The organism is Enterococcus sp. DIV0724b (assembly GCF_050531475.1).
Taxonomy (GTDB): Bacteria; Bacillota; Bacilli; order Lactobacillales; family Enterococcaceae; genus Enterococcus_L; species Enterococcus_L haemoperoxidus.
The window spans coordinates 634,343-655,578 of the sequence record NZ_CP172890.1 but is presented as its reverse complement, the minus strand read 5'-3'; the positions used below and the strand labels follow the sequence as shown (position 1 = coordinate 655,578).

Here is a 21,236-nt window from a genome sequence, read left to right as displayed (position 1 = left end):
CCGCCTCCTATCATTTGATCGTTCTAAAAAATCCAATTGGCGTTCATGTATTTACTGTCGTTTCTATTTGGTCTATCCATTTTTTTCTTGTTTTTTATGTTTGATTATCAGTAAGGAAATTAAAATCAAGAACAATCCTATGCATGAAAAAAGCAAGGCGTTTCGCCATTCTTCACCTGTGTTCGGTAATTTAAATTTACTTATTAACGTTTCCAAAAAAGGTTTTTCCGGTTTTTCTGGATCTAAGGTATTCGGCAACATTGTTTTCACAGCTTTAAAATGCCAGATATTCTCTACAACGTTTTTTTCAAAAAAATCTCTGTTGGTGTAGGCTTTTCCATCTAATTCAAAATGAGCTTCTAACATTTTTGTATCGCCACCTTTGAAAGTACCTAAATTTAATGGCGTTGATGTGTCTTGTAGATTTAGCGTTTTGTTTATGCCGGATAATGGCCCTTTATAAACTTCTTTCCCTTCATAAATCAAAGTCATCTGAATAGCTTTAGACAGATCTAAGGACCCATTGACCATTGTGGGTTTACTGATATTCATTGTTAAGTGATAAGGGATATCTTTTTCAATGTTGATGATCGTAATTTTTGTAGACCATTTTTTCCCTGGTGCTACATCTCGAATATCAACGAGATATTGACCATCGTTTTTGATTTTAATGCCTTGATCATCGCCAGCTACTATTCCAGGAGGAAGATTAGATTCAGAACTTGCTTCAACAGGTTTTAATGCAAGCGGCAAACTGATTAGTAAGAATAAACTTGCCAGCAACCACTTTATTTTCCTGCGTCTTCTTTTCATCCTTTTTCCTCCTTAAATAGATAGCTACTTTCAATTATTTAGCTGGCACTAAGCCTTTTAGCGCTGTTGCTAAAGGATCGTTGACACCTGCAGGAAGCCAGTCATCTACAGCATCTTTATATGCCGCGATTCCTTGACCTTTTACAGTTAAGTCATAGATCAATTTACTGTATTCATTACCTGCTGTTCCTAGTAATTTCACCGCGTCCATCAATTGTGTTGTGTTAACACCTGGATTTAGTACGCTTGTATAATAGAAATAACCATCAGCAGCATTGAAATACCACTTGTCCGCAACTTTTGGATCTGTTGTGATATTGTTAAATGAAATTTGGATATTAGAAGATCCTGTTGCTGCTGGCACATTCCAAACCAATGTCCCGTCTTGTGTAAATGTTGGTGCATAAATTGGTGCTGTCGTCCACTCTTTTTCAAAGGTGTTATACTCTAAAGCTACATAACTAAGGGTTGGTGTACCTGATTTTACTTTGATTTGATTGGTTGCATTACGTTCAAATCCGTCAATGCCGCTTGCATAGTATAAAACTCCACCTTTTTCAAAAGCATAACGATACGTATAAGTTGTTTTGGTTCCAACCGTTTCAGATTTTTCTTTAACCTTCAATGTGTAAACCCCAGCAAAGTCACCAGCTGCCACAGTTATTTTGGGCGCACCTGTACTATCAAAAGTAGAATCTGTGAAGCCTGCTGGCGCATCTGTTCCTGGTAATACATAAATATTTTTATTTGTTTTCCCTTCAAGTTCAGCACCTGTTGTTGGTTTTGCTTGATGGTCTTTCAATAACTGCAATGTTTCTGTTAATGAAACACGGATCAAGGCTTTGTATTTACCAATATTTTGGATTGCCACATCTTTATTTACTTCTGAACCTGGATCCCATTCGGTTGGTGGCTCAAAGGTTTCCACCACTTCAATATCTTTACCTGTTGCAATTTGACCTTCAAAGTGGTTGGTCTTTTGGTCTTCACTAGCGAACCAAGCAAACGTTGCTGCTGCTAGTGCTGCAAGTGCAAAGGTGCTTGCTAACGCAAGGACTTTTTTCTTTCTGTTTTTGTTCATTTCTCAACTTCCTCCCAATTTTTTTATTATCAACCTTTTAACAATAGTGACAGATATATTCTTTCTCCATTATTAAAAAGTAAATATCTTTATTTATTCAAAATGTAGTATCTGATGATCGTGATAAACCCGAAAACTGATATCAAAAAAATGATTGAGACGAATGGATTTTCACGTACAAAATTTAAAAATGCTCCTATTTTAGGGATTACTAGAATTTTTTTACCGACTACTTGTTTTTCATTGACCGGAACATCTTCAGCTAAATTGGCATCCCCTTGCGTAATATAGTAGGTTCCTTTGGTTTCGCCTAGATGATCTAACTTTTTTTTCACTCTATGGGTCAAAAACGCCTGGCTTTTGATACTTGGGCGAAAGGTGATGATATCCCCCACTTCAGCTGCTTCACCAGCAATATTTTTAACGATAATCACATCCCCAGAATGAAATCCCCCTTTTTGTTTTTCAGGATTTCTTGGCACCATTGAATCCGTCAAAACACAAAAAAATCGATAACCTAGAACACTCTTATCCGCATTTTTAGTGGTTGCAAAAATAATCGATCCAGCAATCATAAATAAAATAAAACCATAGAAAACAATATTAAATAACAGCGTATAAACAGGGTTCTTAACCTTGTGACGAGTGACATTCTTAGTTTTTTTAGAATCTGGATTGGGTTTCCTTTTTTTATTTTTAGGATGTGCATTCCTATTGGTTGCCTTACTCGTTGGTTTTGAACGATTCGTTCCTTTTTTATCGTTTATTTGTTGTTTCGTTGGTGGTCGCTTTTTCTTTTGTCTTTTGTCTGACGATTGTTTCTGGCTTCGTTCTCTCACCATTTTTCTGAACCCTCACTTTGCTTCGAACTTATCAAAAATAACTAATTTTTAGTATCCTTCACACTTTCTTGCTACTAGTCTCTAACACAACCTCTTTTTCTAGAGAATTGACATCTTTTGAAGTGTCCAAAAAACTAATGATATTGAGAAAATCAACTAAAACGCAAAAAAGAAATACGCTTGAATGGATAAATCCTTTCATAACGTATTTCCAGATGATTTCTTTTAAAAAAAAATGTAGGCGTTTCTGCTCTATAAAAATCATTAGTTTATTATAGAGAAAACTTAATGTCAATAGTATTAAAAAAATTTTTTACTCTTTGTATTATTGAACTTAAAGGTGGTGATTACGATGTGACAGTGTGCTTTATTTTTCTACTAATAACTATTTAAGAAAAAGGCCCATCGTTATACTAGCAACAATAAAACTATTAAAAATATAGAGGTGTTTATTCATGGCAGTTATTGGCTATATGCGTGTCAGTACGCATCAACAAAAATTTGATTCTCAGCAAAAAGCGCTTGAGCGCTACGGAGTAGATTTTATTTATAAGGAACGTGAAAGTGGTCGAAAAGCATCTAGAAGCGAACTCAATAAAGTCTTGTCCTCTTTGAAATCTGGCGACACACTCGTTATTTTTAAGCTTGATCGCTTATCTAGAGGTACGAAACAATTACTCAGTTTACTAGAAGAATTCGATAAGAGAAACATCCATTTCGTCAGTATTCAAAATAATATAGATACAACGACCGCAATGGGCCGCTTCTTTTTTACTGTTATGGGTGCATTTGCTGAAATGGAGGCTGAATTGATTCGTGAAAGGGTAATAGCCGGACTTGAAGCAGCCAGAGAAAATGGCAAACAGCTAGGAAGACCACCAAGAACAAAAGAGGTAGGCGAAGCAATGAAACTGTATACTAATTCGGATCTATCGGTTCCTGAAATCGCAAAAAAGTGTAATGTATCTGTCCCAACAGTTTACAATCATATCAAAAAACAAAACTTACTCAGAAAAGTAAATTAAACTCACACACAGTATTTACACATAAAAACTAAGAACAATTTACTTATTATACACACTTAAGTATCTGCTCATATTATAAGTAGTACATAATAAAAAGAGCGTGAGACAAAAACGAAAAATTCGTTTTGTCTCACGCTCTAAATCCAAATAAACAGCGAGAAAAAAGCCGTTTATTAAATTATCCAATCAGCTTTAATCCAATCACCGATGCCAAGATAACACCAATAAAAATCATTCTACGCCAATCTTTAGATTCACCATAAAAAATCATTCCTAAAATAGCTCCTCCAGCCGCTCCAATCCCGGTCCAAATAGCATACGAAACGCCCATAGGCAAAGTCTTCATTGCCAAGTAAAGAAATATAAAACTGCAACCAAAGGTCAGAAACAATAAAAATAAAGACTTATTATCTTTTTTTTGGTTAAAACGATTGATCGATCCGACACCTAACATTTCAAATGTACCTGCAACAATTAAAAATAACCAACTCATTTTTGACTAGCTCCTTTCTCACCTGTTACAAATTTCAATCCCATTACACCCACCAGCAAGACTGCGATTAATAGAATTTTAGAAAGCTTGAATTCTTCACCAAAAAATAAAATACCTGTAATCACTGTACCTGCTGTACCCAATCCAACAAATACTGCATACGCTGTTCCAACAGGTAACGTCTCTCCTGATTTTACTAACGCATAAAAACTGATAAAAATAAAGACAATCGTCAATAAAACTTCCCACCACGTATTACTATGTTTCAATCCGATAACCCATAATACTTCAAAAAATGCACCAATCATTAATTTTGTCCAATCCTTATTCATGTAAATACCTCCTAATTTTAAAAGATGAAAGAGCTTGTTCTGCCTTAACAGGAAAATAGAAAAAATAGTTGTGGTACTCTTTGCCACATGCAGATTCTGTCTTTTTTCCGAAAGGTTAGACTGCGAACAAATAAAAAAAGTGTCTACCAACAATTCTATCTACGGCCTAAGAATTGTCGGTCTACACTTTTGCTGATAACCAGCCGGCGCTAGTTATCAAAAGTTAGTTTATTTAATTAAGTATTTAGTCTATTTAAACTGTCTCTCATTCTACTCCATAATAACAGAATTGGCAATAGTTGATTTTTCCGACGTTTATTAAATAAAATTTAATAAGTTTATATTACCACAAAAATACCTACCAAAAGTGTTGTTACACTTCATAAAACTCATATAATGTTTAATAATCCAATCCTATTTATCACTATTTGTTCTAACTATACTTCTAAGAAATACGCTCTCTTATAAAAAGTGCAATTTGATCAGATAATTCTGAAAATTTTTGTCTCATGATTTTGTAAATCCAATCAACATATGATACACTTATCTTATCAAAAAAAGATTCCTAGTGAATCGGTCAACGTTGATATTACTTACTTTAGGCGGTAGTAATGTCAACGTCTTTCTTTTGTCTATACAAATTATAACACACTAAAATCTTTTTGAAAATATCCGCATACTTAGAGTAATAAAAAGTCCCACCTCATATGAGATAGGACTTTTTTACTTTAGTAAGTTAACGATTTTTTTCCAAGGTGTTACTTAGACGGCCAAATTCCACTAATGACAACGTTTCTCCTCGACGTGATGGATCAATTTCAGCTTCCGTTAAGCTTTCTGTCAACCAAGCTTTCGTTTGGTCATCTTTACCGTAAAAATGAATCAAGTTGTTCCATAATGTTTTGCGACGTAATTGGAATGACGCTTTCGTTAATTTGAAAAATTCTTTTTCATTAGTTACTTCGACAGCCGGTTTATCTCGTTTGATCAGTTTGATGATTGCTGAATCAACATTTGGTTGCGGAATAAACACTGTTTTTGGTACGATAAATGCGATACTGGCTTCCATAAAATACTGAACAGCGATGGATAATGAACCATAAGCTTTCGTTCCTGGTTTGGCTGAGATACGATCTGCGACTTCTTTTTGCATCATGACGATCATTTCTTCTACATCTAAATCAGATTCTAAAAAATGCATCATGATTGGCGTAGTGATATAGTAAGGTAAATTGGCTACGACTTTGATTGGACGTGCTTGTTCAAAGACTTCATTGGTCGTACCAACCAAATCTGCTTTTAGCACATCGTTGTGGACAACTGTAACATTTTTATAGGGGCTCATTGTGTCTTCTAAAACAGGAATCAAACGATCATCGATTTCAAATGCTAAAACTTGTGCAGCATTTTTTGCCAATTGTTCCGTTAAAGCACCAATTCCAGGTCCTACTTCTACCACATTGGTTTGAGTATCGATTCCGGCAGTCTCAACGATTTTCCGTAAGATATTCGGTTCTGTTAAAAAATTTTGGCCTAAACTTTTTTTGAATGAAAAGCCATGTTTCTTCAAAATTTCTTTGGTTCTTGAAGGTGTGGCTATTTCTTTATATTCTGTCAAATTGATTCCTCCGATTTTTCATTGGCTAACACGTCTAATTTATTCATAACTTTTATCAATTCATTCTCTGTAATGCGAAACATTTTTAAACGTTTGGTCAGTTGCTTGCTGTTTGTGTAGCCAATACGTAATTCATCGCCTAGTTTTTCACGACGTTCTTTCGCATGAGCTCCAGCTATTAAACCATATTCAATCAACGTTTGTCTAGGTATTTCTTGGTAATCGTCTGACCCGTTAACAGGGGTCACAATTTTTTCTAGCGCTTCTAAAATCGCTTCATCACTAGCATGTTCCACCCCTAAACTACTTCCTCTTTTTTTAGGTGCCGCAAGTTGACGTGAAAGGAATGCATGCTTGGCATCAGGAACAACTTCCATGATCGTTTTACGGATTTTTTCACCTGAAAAATCTGGATCGGTAAAAATGATAACACCGCGCGTTTCTTGCGCATGTTCGATTTGTTCTAAAATATCATCATTAATCGCGGAACCAATCGTCTCAATGGTATCTGCATCAACAACTTCTTGAATTCGTCTGGTATCGTCTTTTCCTTCAACGACAATAATTTCTTCAATTCTCAACTTATCTGTCATTCGGCTAACCTGAATAAGCGATGTGCATTGTTTGTTGTTTGTTTTGCTATTTCTTCAAAGGGAACTTCTCGTAGTTCTGCGATTTTTTCCACTACATAACGGGTATAGCCTGGTTCATTACGTTTACCTCTATACGGTACAGGGGCTAAATAGGGAGCATCTGTTTCAACCAGTAGACGATCTAACGGAACTGCTTTGGCTACGTCTTGCACTTCTAGCGCTTTTTTGAACGTCACAACACCACTTAGAGAAATGTGCATGCCCATATCTAAAAATTTCGCCATCCACTCAGGATCTCCGCTAAAGCTGTGCATGATTCCGCCAATATCACGAATGTCTTCTTCTTTTAAAATTTTATACGTATCTTCCATCGCATCTCGTGTATGAATGCTGATTGGTAAATTCATTTCTTTGGCAATAGCAATTTGGCGCCTAAACACACGATCTTGAACCTCTTTTGGGTCTTCCATCCAATAATAATCTAACCCGATTTCACCAAGTGCCACTACTTTTGGTGTTGTTAATAGTTGTTGAAGATTTTTCTCGATTTCAGGCGTATAACTTCCAGCTTCTGTTGGATGCCATCCGATAATACTTTGGATTTCTTTATATTGTTGGCTAAGTTTCAGAGACTTCTCAATTGTCGGTGTATCAAAACCTACTACCGCCATCTCTGTTACACCTAATTCTTTTGCATGTTCGATTGTTTCTGGAATATCTTCATTAAATTGTTCTGCATTTAAATGGGTATGAGAATCAAAAATCAAGTAAACCCCTCCTCTATCTTCTATACTTTATCACATTTTAGCCAAAAGCTGAATGGACAGCACCGATAAATTATCAGCTTCTTATAATTGCTTTATTCAAAAAAATAGCTTATACTATTCGGTCACGGCAATTTATGTCAGGAGGAACCAATATGTCAAATGACCGCACACAAGAAACCCAACATTTGCAACAGGTTTACGAAGAATTAAGCCAAGCAAAAGACACGTATCAAACAGCTATTGACGAAGTCAACACTACAGGAAAATCGGTGCTAGAACAATTTGGCGGCGATACCAAACTAAATTTTGATAGTTACTCAGATAACTTAGAGACTTTTGCTATGATGGAAATGAAAAATCGAGAAATCGATCAATTAAATATCCAAAATGCCACTGCAGCAAAACAATTAGAAAAAGTAGAACGCCTATTGAAAGTTCCTTATTTTGGAAAAATTGATGTGACGTTTTTAGAGGATGATTCTGATCGTGACGTTTTTTATATCGGTATGAATGACTTTACAAATCTTGAAGGTGAATCACGAATCTATGACTGGCGTTCCCCTATTGCTTCACTTTTTTATAATAATGTTTTAGGGGATAGTCGTTATTACGTCAATAAAACAGAGATTCCTATTAGCCTAAATTTAAAAAGACAATTGATTATTGAAGAAGACCGTTTGATCAACTTTTTTGATACTAGCCTTGCGATTCAAGATGATATTTTACTTCATTCACTTGAAGCGGATTCTTCTCAGTACATGAAAGATATCACGACAACGATCCAACAAGAACAAAATGAGATCATTCGTGACGAAAGTCATCCTTTGCTTTTAGTTAACGGGATTGCGGGCAGTGGAAAAACATCTGCTATCATGCAACGAATTGCTTATTTACTTTATAATCATCGTACACAGATTACTGCCGATGATATTTTACTACTCTCTCCTAATTCAACTTTTATTGATTATATTTCTCAAGTATTACCAAACCTAGGTGAGCGTAATCCATTGAATTTAACGTTGTTACAATTTCTTAAATTTACATTTCGCGAAAAAATGACAATTGAGAGTGAATCAGCTTATTTTAAGCGAATCACTGCAGAACAAGTAAATACACAACAACGGGTGATCCAATCGCAAGCTTTTGTTGACTTTATCCAAACGTTTCAAGATCCTTCATTGATCCAACAATCATTATTTAAACCTATCTTATTCAAACGTAAACCTATATTTTCAGCTGAACTGATTTTTGGTTTATACCAAGAAACACCAACAACTTTATCAATCAGAGACAGACTTTCAGCAACAAAGGAAAAACTATCTAGTTTATGGAATCGGTACTTGATTAAACAGTCAAAATCTAAACAAATGATCGATCAAATGCAAGACTTGACTGAAGCCGAACAATTGCGTTATTTTGACACAACCTTTGCTGAGGAAGATGAGGAACAATTAGCAGAGTTTGCTCTTCAACGGTTGCAACAAAAATACCGCAAAGTAGTGGATGCGATCGCTGATTTTGCTTGGTTCGACCAATGGTTACTTTTCAAAGCATTGTATCAGCTTTATCAAGAAGATTCGTATGAAAGAACAACGAAAGATTACACGGCAGATGAAGTAGTGATTTTATTATTGCTTAAAGACAGATTCATCGAAGACTTATCGAATCGACAAATGGCCTTTATTTTAGTAGATGAAGTACAAGATTATACTGAAGCGCAAATTCTTTTGTTGCTTAAATTATTTCCGCAAGCGAATTTCACACTAGCTGGCGATGAAAATCAAGCGATCTTTAATACATCGATCAGTTTTATTGCTCTAAAAGAGTTATTATCTGCTTCTAGTCGTTCCGTTACTTCTTATCAATTATTGAATAGCTATCGCTCAAGTAAAGAAATCACTCAGCTATTTCAAACGTTAATGACAAATCATGAGAAACTCAAGATTGTTTCTATTCGAAAAGATGGTGAGAAGCCAGCCTTTGTTTATTGTGACGATGAAGAGGTCTATTTAGATACGTTAACGTCAATGTTAAATTCATTAGCACCCGAAGAAGATACTGTGGTGATTACAAAAACTGCAACAGAAGCGGAATTATTGAAACAGCAGTTGCTACAAAAAAATAGTTCGATCGATTCTCAAGTTCTTTCGATCGATATGGCGAAAGGACTTGAATTTGATAATGTGATCATTCACGATCCTTCTGCAGTGCGTTATGGTACAACGGAAAGAGAGAAGAAGATTCTTTATACTGCGATTTCTCGTGGGATGAAACAAGTCTTTCTGCCTTATGTTGGAGAGCTTTCTGAGCTGTTTAAAGCTGAGTAATCAATCTCTTCAACAATATGGTACAAAAATTAGAGTAGCAAAATTGTTTCACTCTATTTTACCAATTCTTAAAAAACATCAGGCTAAAACACCGACTTTAGCCCGATGTTTTTTTCCCTATTCAGCAGTAAACTTAACTTCAGTCTGATTTTCAATTTGATAGGAGTGAGTGCTTTTTGAAAAATTTCTTCGAAGAATCTGACTTTCTAAAATCAACGATTCAAAAGAACGTGACGATCCAAAGAAAACCACAGGTCAATACAGTCTGGCATTGGGTATTACTTATTCTCTTCGGCCTATTGGCTTATGGCACCATGACACAACAGTTTCTTCTAATAGCGATCTTTATAGCTATCGCAGCAATTGTCAAAGGTCCTTTGATGCTTTTATGGGGAGCTATTTACTCGTTTCTAATCGCTTTTTTTCCACCCTTAGGAATCGTGTTATCGATTTTATTTTTCTTGATAAATCTTGGAACTATCGCAAAAAGTTGGCGTATCTCATTAACCGGTGCTTATTTTTATCTAGTGCCATTAATCGGTGGAATTCTTCGGGCTGTGGTTAAAAATGAACCGACTTATGCTGTGTTGATTTTTGTTGCACTTAGTATAGTCGGCCTACATTTTTTACTTAATTGGTTATACAAAAACAACAGTTTGAGCCGAACTTTGACTTGGTCAATCATTAGCGTGCCTTATGCGGTATTGATCATGCTTTTACCAACTCGGTTCCGTAGATTTAAATCAAATAGAAAGTTAAAATTTTAGTAGGGATAGTTAGTAAAAAAGCAGCCTCTCATTTGTCGAGAGAGGCTGCTTTTTGTTATTAATTCAATCGTTCTGCAATGCTAATGCTCAGCCCAAACAATTAACGCTGAACTGATTACCATATTTGTTTACTTCCTATATGTTTAAACTGTTCCTGCACTCAACGCTTTATCTAAAGCGTCATTTAGTTTTTTCATTTGTTCTTCATTGAAAATTTCTTTCGCGCCTTCTCGCGCTTCTTTTGCCTTTTCTTCTGTTACTGCACTTGGATTAGCTTCGATTTGTTTGATCATTTCATCTAATTGTTCATCCATCAACTTTTGAATCTCCGGATCATCTTTTAAATCACTATAATCAGTTGAGTCATCATCTAAATCTAGATCTGAATCATCAGAAGTTGTTCCAGTAATGCTTGAAAAAATGTCTTCTAATTCACCTTGGCTGATGATTTCTTTCTTAGTAGGCATCTTGATTTTCCCGCTATTTTTTTGTGGTGTAACAGAAATCGTCACAACAATGCTCATATTCGCTGCGGTATCATCCTTAGTAGCTAAAGAAATTTCCATATCTGTCGCTTTTGTTTTTTGATTGATACTGACTTTAAGGTCCATTTTATCCACATCATTTTTCAATGACTTGATTCCATCTTCAATTTCTTTTTGCTCGCCTGATTTTTTATAGTCTTTATCTTCTTTAGCAACTTCATTGAATTTTTCCATCATTTGGATGATTTCCTTTTTAGTAAATGTATGTGTTACAACATCTTTGTCTTTTTTAAATGATTTTTTGTCGAAGCTTTCTATTAGCTTCTTCATTTCTCTCCCCATTTTTGACTCTTCTGAATTAGTAAACATCTTATCTTTTAATGGATTTGTTTTTTTGTCTAGTTCTCCAGAAGTGAGTGTATCGCCGGCTTCAGCAATATCGATGTATTTTCCTTTTAGTTTGTTTAAATCACTTTTGCTAAGTTCAAGCGGATAGTTAAATGAATTCGCTATATCCACCATACCTGTAACAAAACTAGTAGACATATAGTATTTATCTTTATTCCCCACAAATTGAAGCGGTAATTTTTCACCGAATAGATTCGCCGTAATCTCCATTTCCATTGTATCGGCTTTCTCATCGATTGCATATTTCCCATCGATACTCATCTCTTTTAATTGGTTAGCAAACATTTTTACATATGCGCCACCCTCTTCACCATCGTACGTCAAATCGTTGATCTTCATCTTAAAACTTGCGGCGTTGTAATCATCACCTTTTGAGCTAAAAAGCTCTTTTGTAAAATCTTTTCTTGGATCTGAACCACAAGCAGCTAATAAAAAAATTGCTACTCCCGTAATGATCCCCAACATATACTTCTTCATCTTCATCCAACATTCTCCTCGTTTATTGACTCATTTTTTTTGGTTCTATTCTAATGATACAATAAAATATATTTTTTTGATATACGTTACAATATTATTTTTTAAATTATTCGATTTATATAAAAACGACCAGAGTATTTATCTAAATTTGTACTAGACAGATACTCTGGTCGTTTTTATTTAACTATTTTAATCTCTTCAGCTAGGCAATTATTGCACCATTTGGCATTTCTTTTGGTGCATCAATAATTTGTAGCTTACCTTCAGGAGATTCAGCAGAAAGAATCATTCCTTGGCTAATCTGACCACGCATTTTTCTTGGTTTCAAGTTCGCTACGATCACGACTTTTTTACCAATCAAAGCACTTGGATCTGGATAAAATTCTGCAACACCAGAGAGGATTTGACGATCTTGTCCATCTCCTGCATCTAAACGGAACTGCAATAATTTATCTGCGCCTTTGACTTTTTTACAATCAATGACTTCTGCTACTTTTAACTCTACTTTATCAAAATCTTCGTACTTGATTTCTTTCTCTTTTACAGAAACAAGCTCTGTTTCTTCTGGGTCCCATTTGATTTCTTCTGTTGTCGTTTGCGTATTTTGTGACATTTTCTTTTGAATATAAAGCACTTCTGTATCGATCTCTAAACGAGGGAAAATCGGTGTTCCTTTGGCAACAACTTTGATTTCTGTTGGAAACTCACCGAAGTGGATTTCTTCCATATTCATCGTGTCTGGATCTAAGCCTAATTGTTCAAAGATTTTTGTCGGTGTCACAGTCATCACTGGTTGTAAAAGAATCGCTACAATGCGCAAGCTTTCAGCTAAGTGGACCATCACACTGTCTAATTCTTTTTTCTTCTCTTCATCTTTCGCTAAAACCCATGGTTGTGTTTCATCGATATATTTGTTAGCACGTGAAATCAAGGTCCAAACTTCAGCAATTGCTGTGTTGAATTCCATTTTTTCCATTGCTTCATGATATTTACCGATCACATTGGCAGCAGTTGTTGATAATTCACTGTCAAATGGAGTAACTTTTGATGCATATGCTGGAACATGTCCATCACAGTATTTATTGATCATCGCAATTGTACGATTCAATAAATTACCTAAATCGTTAGCCAAATCATAATTCAAACGAGAAACAAAATCTTCCGGAGTAAAGACACCGTCACTACCAAACGGAATGGCACGCAATAAATAATAGCGCAATGCATCTAATCCGTAGCGATCGACTAGTATTTCTGGATAAACGACATTTCCTTTAGATTTAGACATTTTTCCATCTTTCATCAATAACCAACCATGACCGAAAATTTTCTTCGGTAAAGGTAAATCTAATGCCATCAACATAATTGGCCAATAAATCGTATGGAAACGAACAATCTCTTTTCCAACCATATGAACATCTGCTGGCCAATATTTTTTAAATAAGCTGTCATCTTCTGATCCATAGCCTAACGCTGTGATGTAGTTTGACAACGCGTCGATCCAAACATAAACAACATGTTTTGGATCATTGGATAATGGAATCCCCCATGAGAAGGTCGTACGTGACACAGCTAAATCCTCTAACCCTGGTTTGATGAAATTGTTAATCATTTCGTTCTTACGTGATTCAGGTTGGATAAATTCTGGATGTTCGTTGTAATAGTTCAACAAACGATCTGCATATTTACTCATACGGAAGAAATAAGATTCTTCCTTAACTAATTCAACTTCATGACCGCTCGGTGCTTTACCACCAATCACTTTGCCTTCTTCATCACGATAAACTTCTGCTAACTGTGTTTCAGTAAAATACTCTTCATCTGAAACCGAATACCAACCTTCGTATTCACCAAGGTAGATATCTCCTTGTTCTAACAAACGATCAAAGATCTGCTGAACTGCTTTTTTATGGTAATCATCCGTTGTACGGATAAATTTATCATAGCTGATATCAAGTGTTTTCCATAATTTTTGAACATCTGCCGCCATTTTATCGACATATTCTTTTGGTGTAACACCTAACTCTGAAGCTTTATTTTCAATTTTTTGTCCATGTTCATCCACACCTGTTAAGTAAAATACGTCATAGCCCATCAAACGTTTGTAACGGGCCATCGCATCGCAGGCAATTGTTGTATACGAATTACCGATATGTAGTTGTCCGCTTGGATAATAAATCGGGGTGGTGATATAAAATGTTTCTTTTTCTGCCATGTAGAAACATCCTCCTTCTAGCATTCTCTTGAATTTACTCCTAAATAGTATACCATACTTGGCTTTATTGAACTAGAAATCCTGATATTTTCTCTAGATAAAAAGGTTCCACCAGCTTCATCTTAGAAAAAACTGGTGGAAACGTCGAATTACCCTTTCGTTTAAGCTCGAATAACACCATCTTGTACGGCCGCTTCGGCGACTTCTCGAATGATGACATCCACTAACTCTTTGTTGAAAGACGACGGAATAATATACTCACTGGTAAGCTCTGAGTCTGGAATAATTTCGGCAATTGCTTTTGCTGCTGCTAGTTTCATGTTTTCAGTAATTTTCGTAGCCTCAGCGATAAAAGCTCCTTTAAACAAACCAGGAAAAGCTAAAACGTTATTGATCTGATTGGGATGATCCGAACGACCCGTTCCAACCACTACTGCGCCTGCATCGAGTGCATCTTGATAATCGATTTCTGATTCCGGATTAGCCATTGGAAACACGATAGCTCCGGTATTCATTGAAGCAACCATTTCTTTTGAAACTAGTTTCGGTGCGGAAACGCCTATAAAAACATCCGCTCCTATCATTGCTTCTTCTAAAGAACCATTGAAGTTTTCAGGATTTGTAATCTCTACAATTTCTTTTTCTAAAAAATTCATTGGTCTTTCCATCGTTTTAGACAATACTCCATCAATATTGAATGCCAAGATATTTTTCACACCAAAATAATGCAGCATTTTGATGATTGCACTACCGGCAGCACCGGTTCCTGACACAACAACTTTGATTTCATCAACTTTTTTATTCACAATTTTCAATGCATTGATCAACGCTGCGATCGTTACAATCGCTGTTCCGTGTTGATCGTCATGAAACACAGGAATATCCAATTCTTCGATCAAAGCACGTTCGATTTCTACACAGCGAGGAGCAGAAATATCTTCTAAATTGATCCCGCCAAATGTGGGGGCCATCGCTTTGATAATGTTGATGATTTCTTTAGGGTCTTTTGTATCTAAACAAATTGGGATCGCATCTATTCCAGCAAATTCTTTAAACAATAACGCTTTGCCTTCCATAACGGGTAAAGCAGCTTTTGGACCAATGTCCCCTAAACCAAGAACTGCTGTGCCATCTGTTACGACTGCAACAGTATTTCCTTTCCAAGTGTAGTCATAAACTGAATTTGGATTTTTATGGATTTTTCTACATGGTTCAGCCACTCCTGGTGTGTAAGCTAACGACAAATCCTCTTTTGTTTTTACCTCAACTTTTGAATGAATATCGATTTTCCCACGCCATTGTGCGTGTGCTTTTAAGGCTTTTTCATAAATATCTGTCATGTTTTTTTCCATCCCTTTCTAACTTAACCACGTTTATTTGCCTAACATTTGCTCAGGTTTGACCCAACTGTCGTATTCTTCTTCGGTCACTAGACCTAAAGTCAAAGCTGCTTGTTTTAGCGTTATATTTTCTTCAAAGGCTTTTTTAGCAATCTTGGCCCCATTATCGTAACCGATATGTCCGTTTAATGCTGTTATAAGCATCAAAGATTGTTCCACATATTGATTCATTTTTTCCTGATCTGCCTTGATCCCAACCAAACAGTTTTGATCAAAAGAACGTAACCCATCCGTTAATAATTCAATACTTTGGATCAAATTATATGCCATTACTGGCATATAGACATTCAATTCAAAATTCCCCTGCGAAGCACCGATTCCAATCGTTGTATCATTTCCCATGACTTGAATCGCAATCATGGTCAATGCTTCACATTGCGTTGGATTGATTTTACCAGGCATGATCGAGCTACCTGGTTCGTTGGCCGGAAGCGTAATCTCTCCTAACCCACTTCTTGGACCACTTGCCATCCAACGAATATCATTGGCCATTTTCATGACATTGGCGGCAAGTGCCTTTAATGCTCCTGAGGTAAAAACGACAGCATCTTTGCTGGCTAATCCGTGGAATTTATTTGGATCTTCTGAAAATTGATTGTTGGTCTCCTCATTCAAGTACTTAAAGAATAATGCAACATATTCTTTCGAGGCATTCAGCCCAGTTCCTACAGCAGTGCCTCCTATTGCTAGTTGCTTTAGCTCATCCAAAGTCAACGCCAACATTCGATAACTATGTTCTAAACCAGAGCGCCAGCCGCTGATTTCTTGAGAAAAAGTCACCGGTGTTGCATCTTGCAAATGCGTTCGGCCGATTTTTATAATTTTTTCATTTTCAGCTTCAAGTTTTTTTAGCGTTTGAATCATTTGCTTGATCACTGGGAATAGCTGCTGTTGAACTAAGTTAACTCCGGCTATATGAATCGCCGTTGGAAAAACATCATTTGAGCTTTGAGACATATTGACATGATCATTTGGATGAACTGTCACACCTGATTGAGCCGCTAAATGAGCAATAACTTCATTAACATTCATATTCGTTTGTGTGCCGCTGCCTGTTTGCCATAAAGATAAAGGAAAATGTTCGTCTACTGTCCCTTTAATAATTTTATCTGCTGCTTGTTGAATCGCTTGGCTAGTTGTTGTTTCTAATTTTCCAGTTGCTTCATTTGCTTTAGCTGCATTCTTTTTTACCAATGCTAATGCCTGAATAAGTGCCTTGGGCATTTTTTCTATACCGATATTAAAGTTTTTGCGGCTACGCTCAGTTTGAGCACCCCAAAGTGCCGTTTCTGGCACTTGAATCTCTCCCATAGAATCATGTTCGATACGATATGACATTCTTTCACTACTCCTCTTTTCTTCTCTAGTTACTATCACTATACTGTAAACGAAACACGATTTACAGTGAAATTCTTTTTTTTGTGAAGAAACAACAGAAAAAAATCAGTAACCGTTACGATCACTGATTTCTTTCTTTAATTTTTGATTTTACCTTCGTTACTATGTTTATATCCATACGCAAAATAAATAACAAAACCTAACACCAATGCTATTGCGAAAGCCTTCCAAGTTGCCGCTTGTAATTGCAACATCAAACCAATACTAACAATGACAAGCAAAATGGGAACAAACGGAACAAATGGAATTTTAAATTCCCCAGGTTTAGGATCGCCAGCTACTTTTCTCAGGCGAATAATACCAATCGCCATCACGATCAAGTACATCAACGTCACAATATTTGTCAACTCAGCCAAAAGCTCCATCGGAACGAGGCCTGCAAAAATCATTGTACAAACACCTGCTACATACGTTGCATTTTTCGGTGTGCGATTTTTTTCATCGATCTTACTCATAAATTTCGGCAACAATCCATCTTTACTGATCGCATAAATGATTCTAGCTAAACTGTACATCATTGAAATTGTTACGGTTAACAGCGTTAAAATCGCTCCAACAGAAATCACTCCCGCCACACCATCACGTTGCACAAAACGCATCGCAAACGCTACTGGATCTTTCACACCAAGTGCATCAAACGGTACGATTCCTGTTAAAATCAATGTTACGATCACATATAAGACAGTAGCTATGATAATCGAACCAATGATTCCTTTCGGGATATCCTTTTGTGGATTTTTCACTTCTTCAGCTGTCATACTAACCGCATCAAACCCTAAAAAAGCAAAGAAAACAACCGCTGCACCACTGACAACACCAGAAAAACCAAATGGCATAAATGGCTGCCAATTGTCTGGTTTAACATAAAAAATACCGACAACTAAAAAGAGCGCAATGATCCCAAACTTTACAAAAACCATCACGTTATTTAAGCGTAAAGCAGTTTTGGCTTCTAAAGAGACCCAAAACATAACAGCTAAAAGAACTAGCATTGCAATCAAATCAACATATGTACCATTGTCTGGATTATACGCCCCGCTTAACGCTTTTGGTAAATCAACCCCAAGACTATTCAAAAATCCATGCACATAACCAGACCAGCCTGATGCCACAGACGAAACTGCTAAAAAGAATTCACAGATCACTAACCAACCTGTCATCCAAGCAACTAATTCTCCAAAAACCACATACATATACGCATAGGGACCACCAATTGCTGGGATTCTTGAGGCAAACTCTGCATAGCATAATCCTGCTAAAACAATTGCTCCTGCCGCAACTAAAAACGAAAGTGACAGTGCAGGACCTGCATATTGTTCTGCTGCAACACCTGTCACAACAAAAATTCCAGTTCCAACAATCGCACCGATCCCAAGCATGATCAGATCCATTGTTTTTAAATCCTTTTTCATCGAACTTGGCTCACTTGATACTGCCGTCAGCTCTTTTTTCCGAAACATCGACATTTCTTTTCCTCCAATAAATCAATCCATTTTCTCGTTTTCATAATTGCAAAATTTCCTTATAAAAATAAGCGTAAATAGGACATTTACGCTTTCATATACCCTAAAAGGATACCACCTAAAATGACGAATAGGCAACCAATTATCACATATCTCATTTCTTTTTTAGACTTGCGTTCACCAAGTAAGTAGATTCCACCTAAAGTTGAGATGATGATTCCCATTTGCGACAAGGAGAAACTGATTGCTAAACCAATTTGACGCATCGTTAGCAACATACAAATATTCCCTAAGCCCCATAACAGTCCGCAACTCATATTTCGCCAAACATAACGGTCCAGTTTAACCTTTTTAAATGCAAAGAAACTAGCACCAATCACCATACCAATACTTTGTGGTAAAATGATCCCCATCGGATCAAGCCCAGCCGCATTGATAATAATTGTATACGCCCCATAACCGATCGTTGAAACGACCAATGCACGCAATCCCTTATTAAAATCAAACATTTTATTGGTCGTTTTCACACCACTATCATCATCCTGTCGAGCTGTCAAATAAGCACCCAACACCAGTAAACCAAGCGCAACAAATCCTAAAAGAAAATCTCTGCTGCCTTTCCATTCATGAAAAAACACAGCACCAGCAATCGTATTAACCGTCAGCTGCATTCCAGTTGAAACAGGCAATCCTACAGATACGCCTAAATATTTCATGCCGTGAAATTGCTGATTTTGTCCAACACTCCAGAATAAACCTGATAAAATACCGATCACAATCATTTGGCTATTAATCATCGGTTGAACAACAAAAAATACCATTACCGAAAAGAACAAAGCGCCAATGGTCATGCCGAGTGTCTGCTGATTTGCACTACCACCCATTTTACCACTAACAAGACCAATACTGCCCCAGGCAAACATTGGAATCAACGCCACTAATATCTCCATAATATGCTCCTATCAAAAATATGATACATTTAGTCTAACAATAAAAGCGTTTGCTATACAACTATAAGATAGGAAAAATTTTAATAGAATTTCTCTCATTTTTCTTTGGATAAATGATTGAAATCATATCGTTTGCTGTTACGATTTATGTATATCTTATTTAGCTAAATGTACAAATAAAAAGAAATGGAGAATTGAGTTGAAATTTATATCCTACTTTTTTGTCAGCATAGTTCTGTTAACCTTCTTGGTGAGTTGTAGACAATCTAAAGATAAAACTACCTCAAGTAATCAGTCCATATTTGTTGGAACTTGGGAAACAGCAGACACTTCTAAACAAAAAGTTACTATAACAGAAAACAAGGAACATTTATTTAATCTGGCTTTTAAAAATTTTGATTTTCCAGAAAGTAGCAATCTCATTGCTACTGAATATACTAATAAAGAACTTATTTTAAAATCTAATGACAAAAGTTTCATTTACTCATTTCATGTAATTGAAAAAAATAGGTTGGAGTTTTACTTTTCTTCCAATTCCGATGAGAATCTTGTTGGTGAATCACCTCCAATAACATTAAAAAAAGTTAAGTAGAATTCGCTCCTTTGTTTCACGCTTTTTCAAAGAATTTATTTGTTTGGTAGAAGCTGAACAAATCAAAATCGAAAAAATAGATCTTCAAAGAAAAGTAACCATTCACCTTACTAAACAGTAAAAATAGTGTTGAGAAATAAATCAACTATTTCTCAACACTATTTTTATCTTCTCTCATTAAAATAACTCAAAAACGGAAACAACAGTTTCATCGTCGTGCCTTCTCCTTCAACTGATTCCACCGTTAATTGATGTCCTAGCTTGTCCGCAAGGCTTTTCGCTAAATATAGCCCTAAACCAGTTGAATGCTGTTCACTTGTCCGTCCGTTTTCTCCTGTAAAGCCTTTGTCAAAAATACGGCGTTGATCTTCTTTAGGAACACCAATTCCTGTATCTTTCAACGACAACCAAGCTCCTTCTTTAGTACGTGAAAAGGTGACGATGATCTCACCGCCAGCAGGTGTATACTTAATTGCATTACTGACCAATTGTTTAAATATAAAAGCAACCCACTTGGCATCAGTTAAGATCATTTGATCGTTTCCTTCTATAGAAAAGCGTAAATTCTTTTGAATAAAATAATTGCCTTGTGTACGAATCACCGATTGTACAATTTCTTTTAGTGAATATTCCTGAATCAAATAGTCTCTAGAAAAACTATCCAATCTAGCGTAATAAAGAACTTGTTCAACATACTCATCGATTTTACTTAACTCATTTTCGACTAAATAATATTTCTTTTCTGGAATATCATCTTCAATCGATTGTAAAATCAAATTCACGGCAGCAAGTGGTACTTTAATTTCGTGGACCCATGAATCGATATAATCTTTTTGATCCTGTTGATTATTGATTGCTTGTTGCATAACTTGCTGGTGCTCTACTAGTAAACCGTTGATATAATTTTGGACTAATAGCTCTTCTGACTTTGAAGCTTCTCCCAAATAATGCTCCAATGAAGGGGGATGCTCTGAAATATCCAAAGAGCACCACCAACGTTTTTTCAAGGAATAATCAATTGTTAAAAAAAGGAGTAAAAATAATCCTTGCAATAATACCAAATAACCAATGACCGATGGATTCACAACCATATCTGGAGATAGCCACAAAATAAAACAAGTCACTCCTATAAAAAATAGCCAGCCAATCAGCAGAAGCCAATGATCTTTTAAATACTTACCAATTGTCATTTT

Annotated in this window: 19 protein-coding genes; 4 read left to right on the top strand and 15 right to left on the bottom strand. The window is 36.0% G+C overall.

The window, feature by feature from the left end; all coding sequences use genetic code 11:
• Positions 1 to 72 precede the first annotated feature (72 nt).
• The 3 genes from IGJ02_RS03065 to IGJ02_RS03055 all read right to left on the bottom strand — a co-directional run bounded on the left by IGJ02_RS03065 (position 73) and on the right by IGJ02_RS03055 (position 2,736).
• Positions 73 to 813: a hypothetical protein gene (locus tag IGJ02_RS03065; RefSeq protein ID WP_010760341.1), complete on the bottom strand. Its 741-nt coding sequence runs from the start codon at positions 811 to 813 to the stop codon at positions 73 to 75.
• A gap of 34 nt (positions 814 to 847) precedes the next feature.
• The gene (locus IGJ02_RS03060) at positions 848 to 1,894 is read right to left on the bottom strand and encodes a BsaA family SipW-dependent biofilm matrix protein (protein WP_430603252.1); all 1,047 of its coding nucleotides are present in this window, start codon (positions 1,892 to 1,894) and stop codon (positions 848 to 850) included.
• Between the two features lie 89 nt (positions 1,895 to 1,983).
• On the bottom strand, positions 1,984 to 2,736 hold the full coding sequence (locus IGJ02_RS03055) for a signal peptidase I (protein ID WP_430603251.1): 753 nt from the start codon (positions 2,734 to 2,736) through the stop codon (positions 1,984 to 1,986).
• A gap of 455 nt (positions 2,737 to 3,191) precedes the next feature.
• Here IGJ02_RS03055 and IGJ02_RS03050 point away from each other — a divergent pair, with 455 nt between their 5' ends.
• Positions 3,192 to 3,761 carry a recombinase family protein gene (locus IGJ02_RS03050; protein WP_010760338.1) on the top strand — a complete coding sequence of 190 codons (570 nt, stop codon included), beginning with the start codon at positions 3,192 to 3,194 and terminating at the stop codon, positions 3,759 to 3,761.
• A gap of 178 nt (positions 3,762 to 3,939) precedes the next feature.
• On the opposite strand, the gene IGJ02_RS03045 is transcribed toward IGJ02_RS03050, so the two are convergent.
• The 5 genes from IGJ02_RS03045 to IGJ02_RS03025 form a co-directional block, all read right to left on the bottom strand.
• Positions 3,940 to 4,254 carry a DMT family transporter gene (locus tag IGJ02_RS03045; protein ID WP_010760337.1) on the bottom strand — a complete coding sequence of 105 codons (315 nt, stop codon included), beginning with the start codon at positions 4,252 to 4,254 and terminating at the stop codon, positions 3,940 to 3,942.
• Positions 4,251 to 4,586 (bottom strand): DMT family transporter, encoded by a 336-nt coding sequence (locus tag IGJ02_RS03040; RefSeq protein ID WP_010760336.1) that lies wholly within the window; start codon positions 4,584 to 4,586, stop codon positions 4,251 to 4,253. The genes IGJ02_RS03045 and IGJ02_RS03040 overlap by 4 nt, the downstream gene beginning before the upstream one ends.
• Before the next feature lie 736 nt (positions 4,587 to 5,322).
• Positions 5,323 to 6,204 (bottom strand): 16S rRNA (adenine(1518)-N(6)/adenine(1519)-N(6))-dimethyltransferase RsmA, encoded by an 882-nt coding sequence (rsmA, locus tag IGJ02_RS03035; RefSeq protein WP_010760335.1) that lies wholly within the window; start codon positions 6,202 to 6,204, stop codon positions 5,323 to 5,325.
• Positions 6,201 to 6,797 (bottom strand): ribonuclease M5, encoded by a 597-nt coding sequence (gene rnmV, locus IGJ02_RS03030; protein ID WP_010760334.1) that lies wholly within the window; start codon positions 6,795 to 6,797, stop codon positions 6,201 to 6,203. The genes rsmA and rnmV overlap by 4 nt, the downstream gene beginning before the upstream one ends.
• Positions 6,794 to 7,564 carry a TatD family hydrolase gene (locus tag IGJ02_RS03025; RefSeq protein WP_010760333.1) on the bottom strand — a complete coding sequence of 257 codons (771 nt, stop codon included), beginning with the start codon at positions 7,562 to 7,564 and terminating at the stop codon, positions 6,794 to 6,796. The genes rnmV and IGJ02_RS03025 overlap by 4 nt, the downstream gene beginning before the upstream one ends.
• 152 nt (positions 7,565 to 7,716) lie before the next feature.
• Here IGJ02_RS03025 and IGJ02_RS03020 point away from each other — a divergent pair, with 152 nt between their 5' ends.
• Both IGJ02_RS03020 and IGJ02_RS03015 read left to right on the top strand, forming a co-directional pair.
• Positions 7,717 to 9,891 (top strand): HelD family protein, encoded by a 2,175-nt coding sequence (locus tag IGJ02_RS03020; protein ID WP_430603249.1) that lies wholly within the window; start codon positions 7,717 to 7,719, stop codon positions 9,889 to 9,891.
• A gap of 176 nt (positions 9,892 to 10,067) precedes the next feature.
• Complete coding sequence (locus IGJ02_RS03015) at positions 10,068 to 10,658, top strand: hypothetical protein (protein ID WP_430603247.1); 591 nt, start codon at positions 10,068 to 10,070, stop codon at positions 10,656 to 10,658.
• Positions 10,659 to 10,801: 143 nt separating this feature from the next.
• On the opposite strand, the gene IGJ02_RS03010 is transcribed toward IGJ02_RS03015, so the two are convergent.
• The 6 genes from IGJ02_RS03010 to IGJ02_RS02985 form a co-directional block, all read right to left on the bottom strand.
• Positions 10,802 to 12,034, bottom strand: a complete 1,233-nt coding sequence (locus IGJ02_RS03010) for a hypothetical protein (protein WP_010760330.1) — start codon at positions 12,032 to 12,034, stop codon at positions 10,802 to 10,804.
• A gap of 196 nt (positions 12,035 to 12,230) precedes the next feature.
• Positions 12,231 to 14,240 carry a methionine--tRNA ligase gene (metG, locus tag IGJ02_RS03005; protein ID WP_010760329.1) on the bottom strand — a complete coding sequence of 670 codons (2,010 nt, stop codon included), beginning with the start codon at positions 14,238 to 14,240 and terminating at the stop codon, positions 12,231 to 12,233.
• A gap of 161 nt (positions 14,241 to 14,401) precedes the next feature.
• Positions 14,402 to 15,580, bottom strand: coding sequence for an NAD(P)-dependent malic enzyme (locus IGJ02_RS03000; RefSeq protein ID WP_430603246.1), 1,179 nt, complete (start codon positions 15,578 to 15,580; stop codon positions 14,402 to 14,404).
• Between the two features lie 33 nt (positions 15,581 to 15,613).
• Positions 15,614 to 16,978, bottom strand: coding sequence for a class II fumarate hydratase (gene fumC / locus IGJ02_RS02995; RefSeq protein ID WP_430603245.1), 1,365 nt, complete (start codon positions 16,976 to 16,978; stop codon positions 15,614 to 15,616).
• A 137-nt stretch (positions 16,979 to 17,115) separates the two neighbouring features.
• Positions 17,116 to 18,504, bottom strand: a complete 1,389-nt coding sequence (locus IGJ02_RS02990) for an amino acid permease (RefSeq protein ID WP_430603244.1) — start codon at positions 18,502 to 18,504, stop codon at positions 17,116 to 17,118.
• Positions 18,505 to 18,587: 83 nt separating this feature from the next.
• Positions 18,588 to 19,451, bottom strand: coding sequence for a GRP family sugar transporter (locus tag IGJ02_RS02985; RefSeq protein WP_010760325.1), 864 nt, complete (start codon positions 19,449 to 19,451; stop codon positions 18,588 to 18,590).
• Between the two features lie 199 nt (positions 19,452 to 19,650).
• Between IGJ02_RS02985 and IGJ02_RS02980 the strand changes: the two genes are divergently transcribed.
• Positions 19,651 to 20,043 carry a hypothetical protein gene (locus IGJ02_RS02980; protein WP_010760324.1) on the top strand — a complete coding sequence of 131 codons (393 nt, stop codon included), beginning with the start codon at positions 19,651 to 19,653 and terminating at the stop codon, positions 20,041 to 20,043.
• A gap of 164 nt (positions 20,044 to 20,207) precedes the next feature.
• Here the strand turns inward: IGJ02_RS02980 and sapS are convergent, their stop codons facing one another.
• Positions 20,208 to 21,233: a two-component system sensor histidine kinase SapS gene (sapS, locus tag IGJ02_RS02975; RefSeq protein ID WP_010760323.1), complete on the bottom strand. Its 1,026-nt coding sequence runs from the start codon at positions 21,231 to 21,233 to the stop codon at positions 20,208 to 20,210.
• Positions 21,234 to 21,236 lie beyond the last annotated feature (3 nt).

Bases quoted from the DNA above. Each gene is read 5' to 3' on its own strand.
- IGJ02_RS03000 (WP_430603246.1), bottom strand. From the start codon at position 15,580: ATGACAGATATTTATGAAAAAGCCTTAAAAGCACACGCACAATGGCGT.
- IGJ02_RS03060 (WP_430603252.1), bottom strand. From the start codon at position 1,894: ATGAACAAAAACAGAAAGAAAAAAGTCCTTGCGTTAGCAAGCACCTTT.
- sapS (WP_010760323.1), bottom strand. From the start codon at position 21,233: ATGACAATTGGTAAGTATTTAAAAGATCATTGGCTTCTGCTGATTGGC.
- IGJ02_RS03055 (WP_430603251.1), bottom strand. From the start codon at position 2,736: ATGGTGAGAGAACGAAGCCAGAAACAATCGTCAGACAAAAGACAAAAG.
- metG (WP_010760329.1), bottom strand. From the start codon at position 14,240: ATGGCAGAAAAAGAAACATTTTATATCACCACCCCGATTTATTATCCA.
- IGJ02_RS03040 (WP_010760336.1), bottom strand. From the start codon at position 4,586: ATGAATAAGGATTGGACAAAATTAATGATTGGTGCATTTTTTGAAGTA.
- IGJ02_RS03020 (WP_430603249.1), top strand. From the start codon at position 7,717: ATGTCAAATGACCGCACACAAGAAACCCAACATTTGCAACAGGTTTAC.
- fumC (WP_430603245.1), bottom strand. From the start codon at position 16,978: ATGTCATATCGTATCGAACATGATTCTATGGGAGAGATTCAAGTGCCA.
- IGJ02_RS03065 (WP_010760341.1), bottom strand. From the start codon at position 813: ATGAAAAGAAGACGCAGGAAAATAAAGTGGTTGCTGGCAAGTTTATTC.
- IGJ02_RS02985 (WP_010760325.1), bottom strand. From the start codon at position 19,451: ATGGAGATATTAGTGGCGTTGATTCCAATGTTTGCCTGGGGCAGTATT.
- IGJ02_RS03010 (WP_010760330.1), bottom strand. From the start codon at position 12,034: ATGAAGATGAAGAAGTATATGTTGGGGATCATTACGGGAGTAGCAATT.
- IGJ02_RS03045 (WP_010760337.1), bottom strand. From the start codon at position 4,254: ATGAGTTGGTTATTTTTAATTGTTGCAGGTACATTTGAAATGTTAGGT.
- IGJ02_RS02990 (WP_430603244.1), bottom strand. From the start codon at position 18,504: ATGTCGATGTTTCGGAAAAAAGAGCTGACGGCAGTATCAAGTGAGCCA.
- rnmV (WP_010760334.1), bottom strand. From the start codon at position 6,797: ATGACAGATAAGTTGAGAATTGAAGAAATTATTGTCGTTGAAGGAAAA.
- IGJ02_RS03050 (WP_010760338.1), top strand. From the start codon at position 3,192: ATGGCAGTTATTGGCTATATGCGTGTCAGTACGCATCAACAAAAATTT.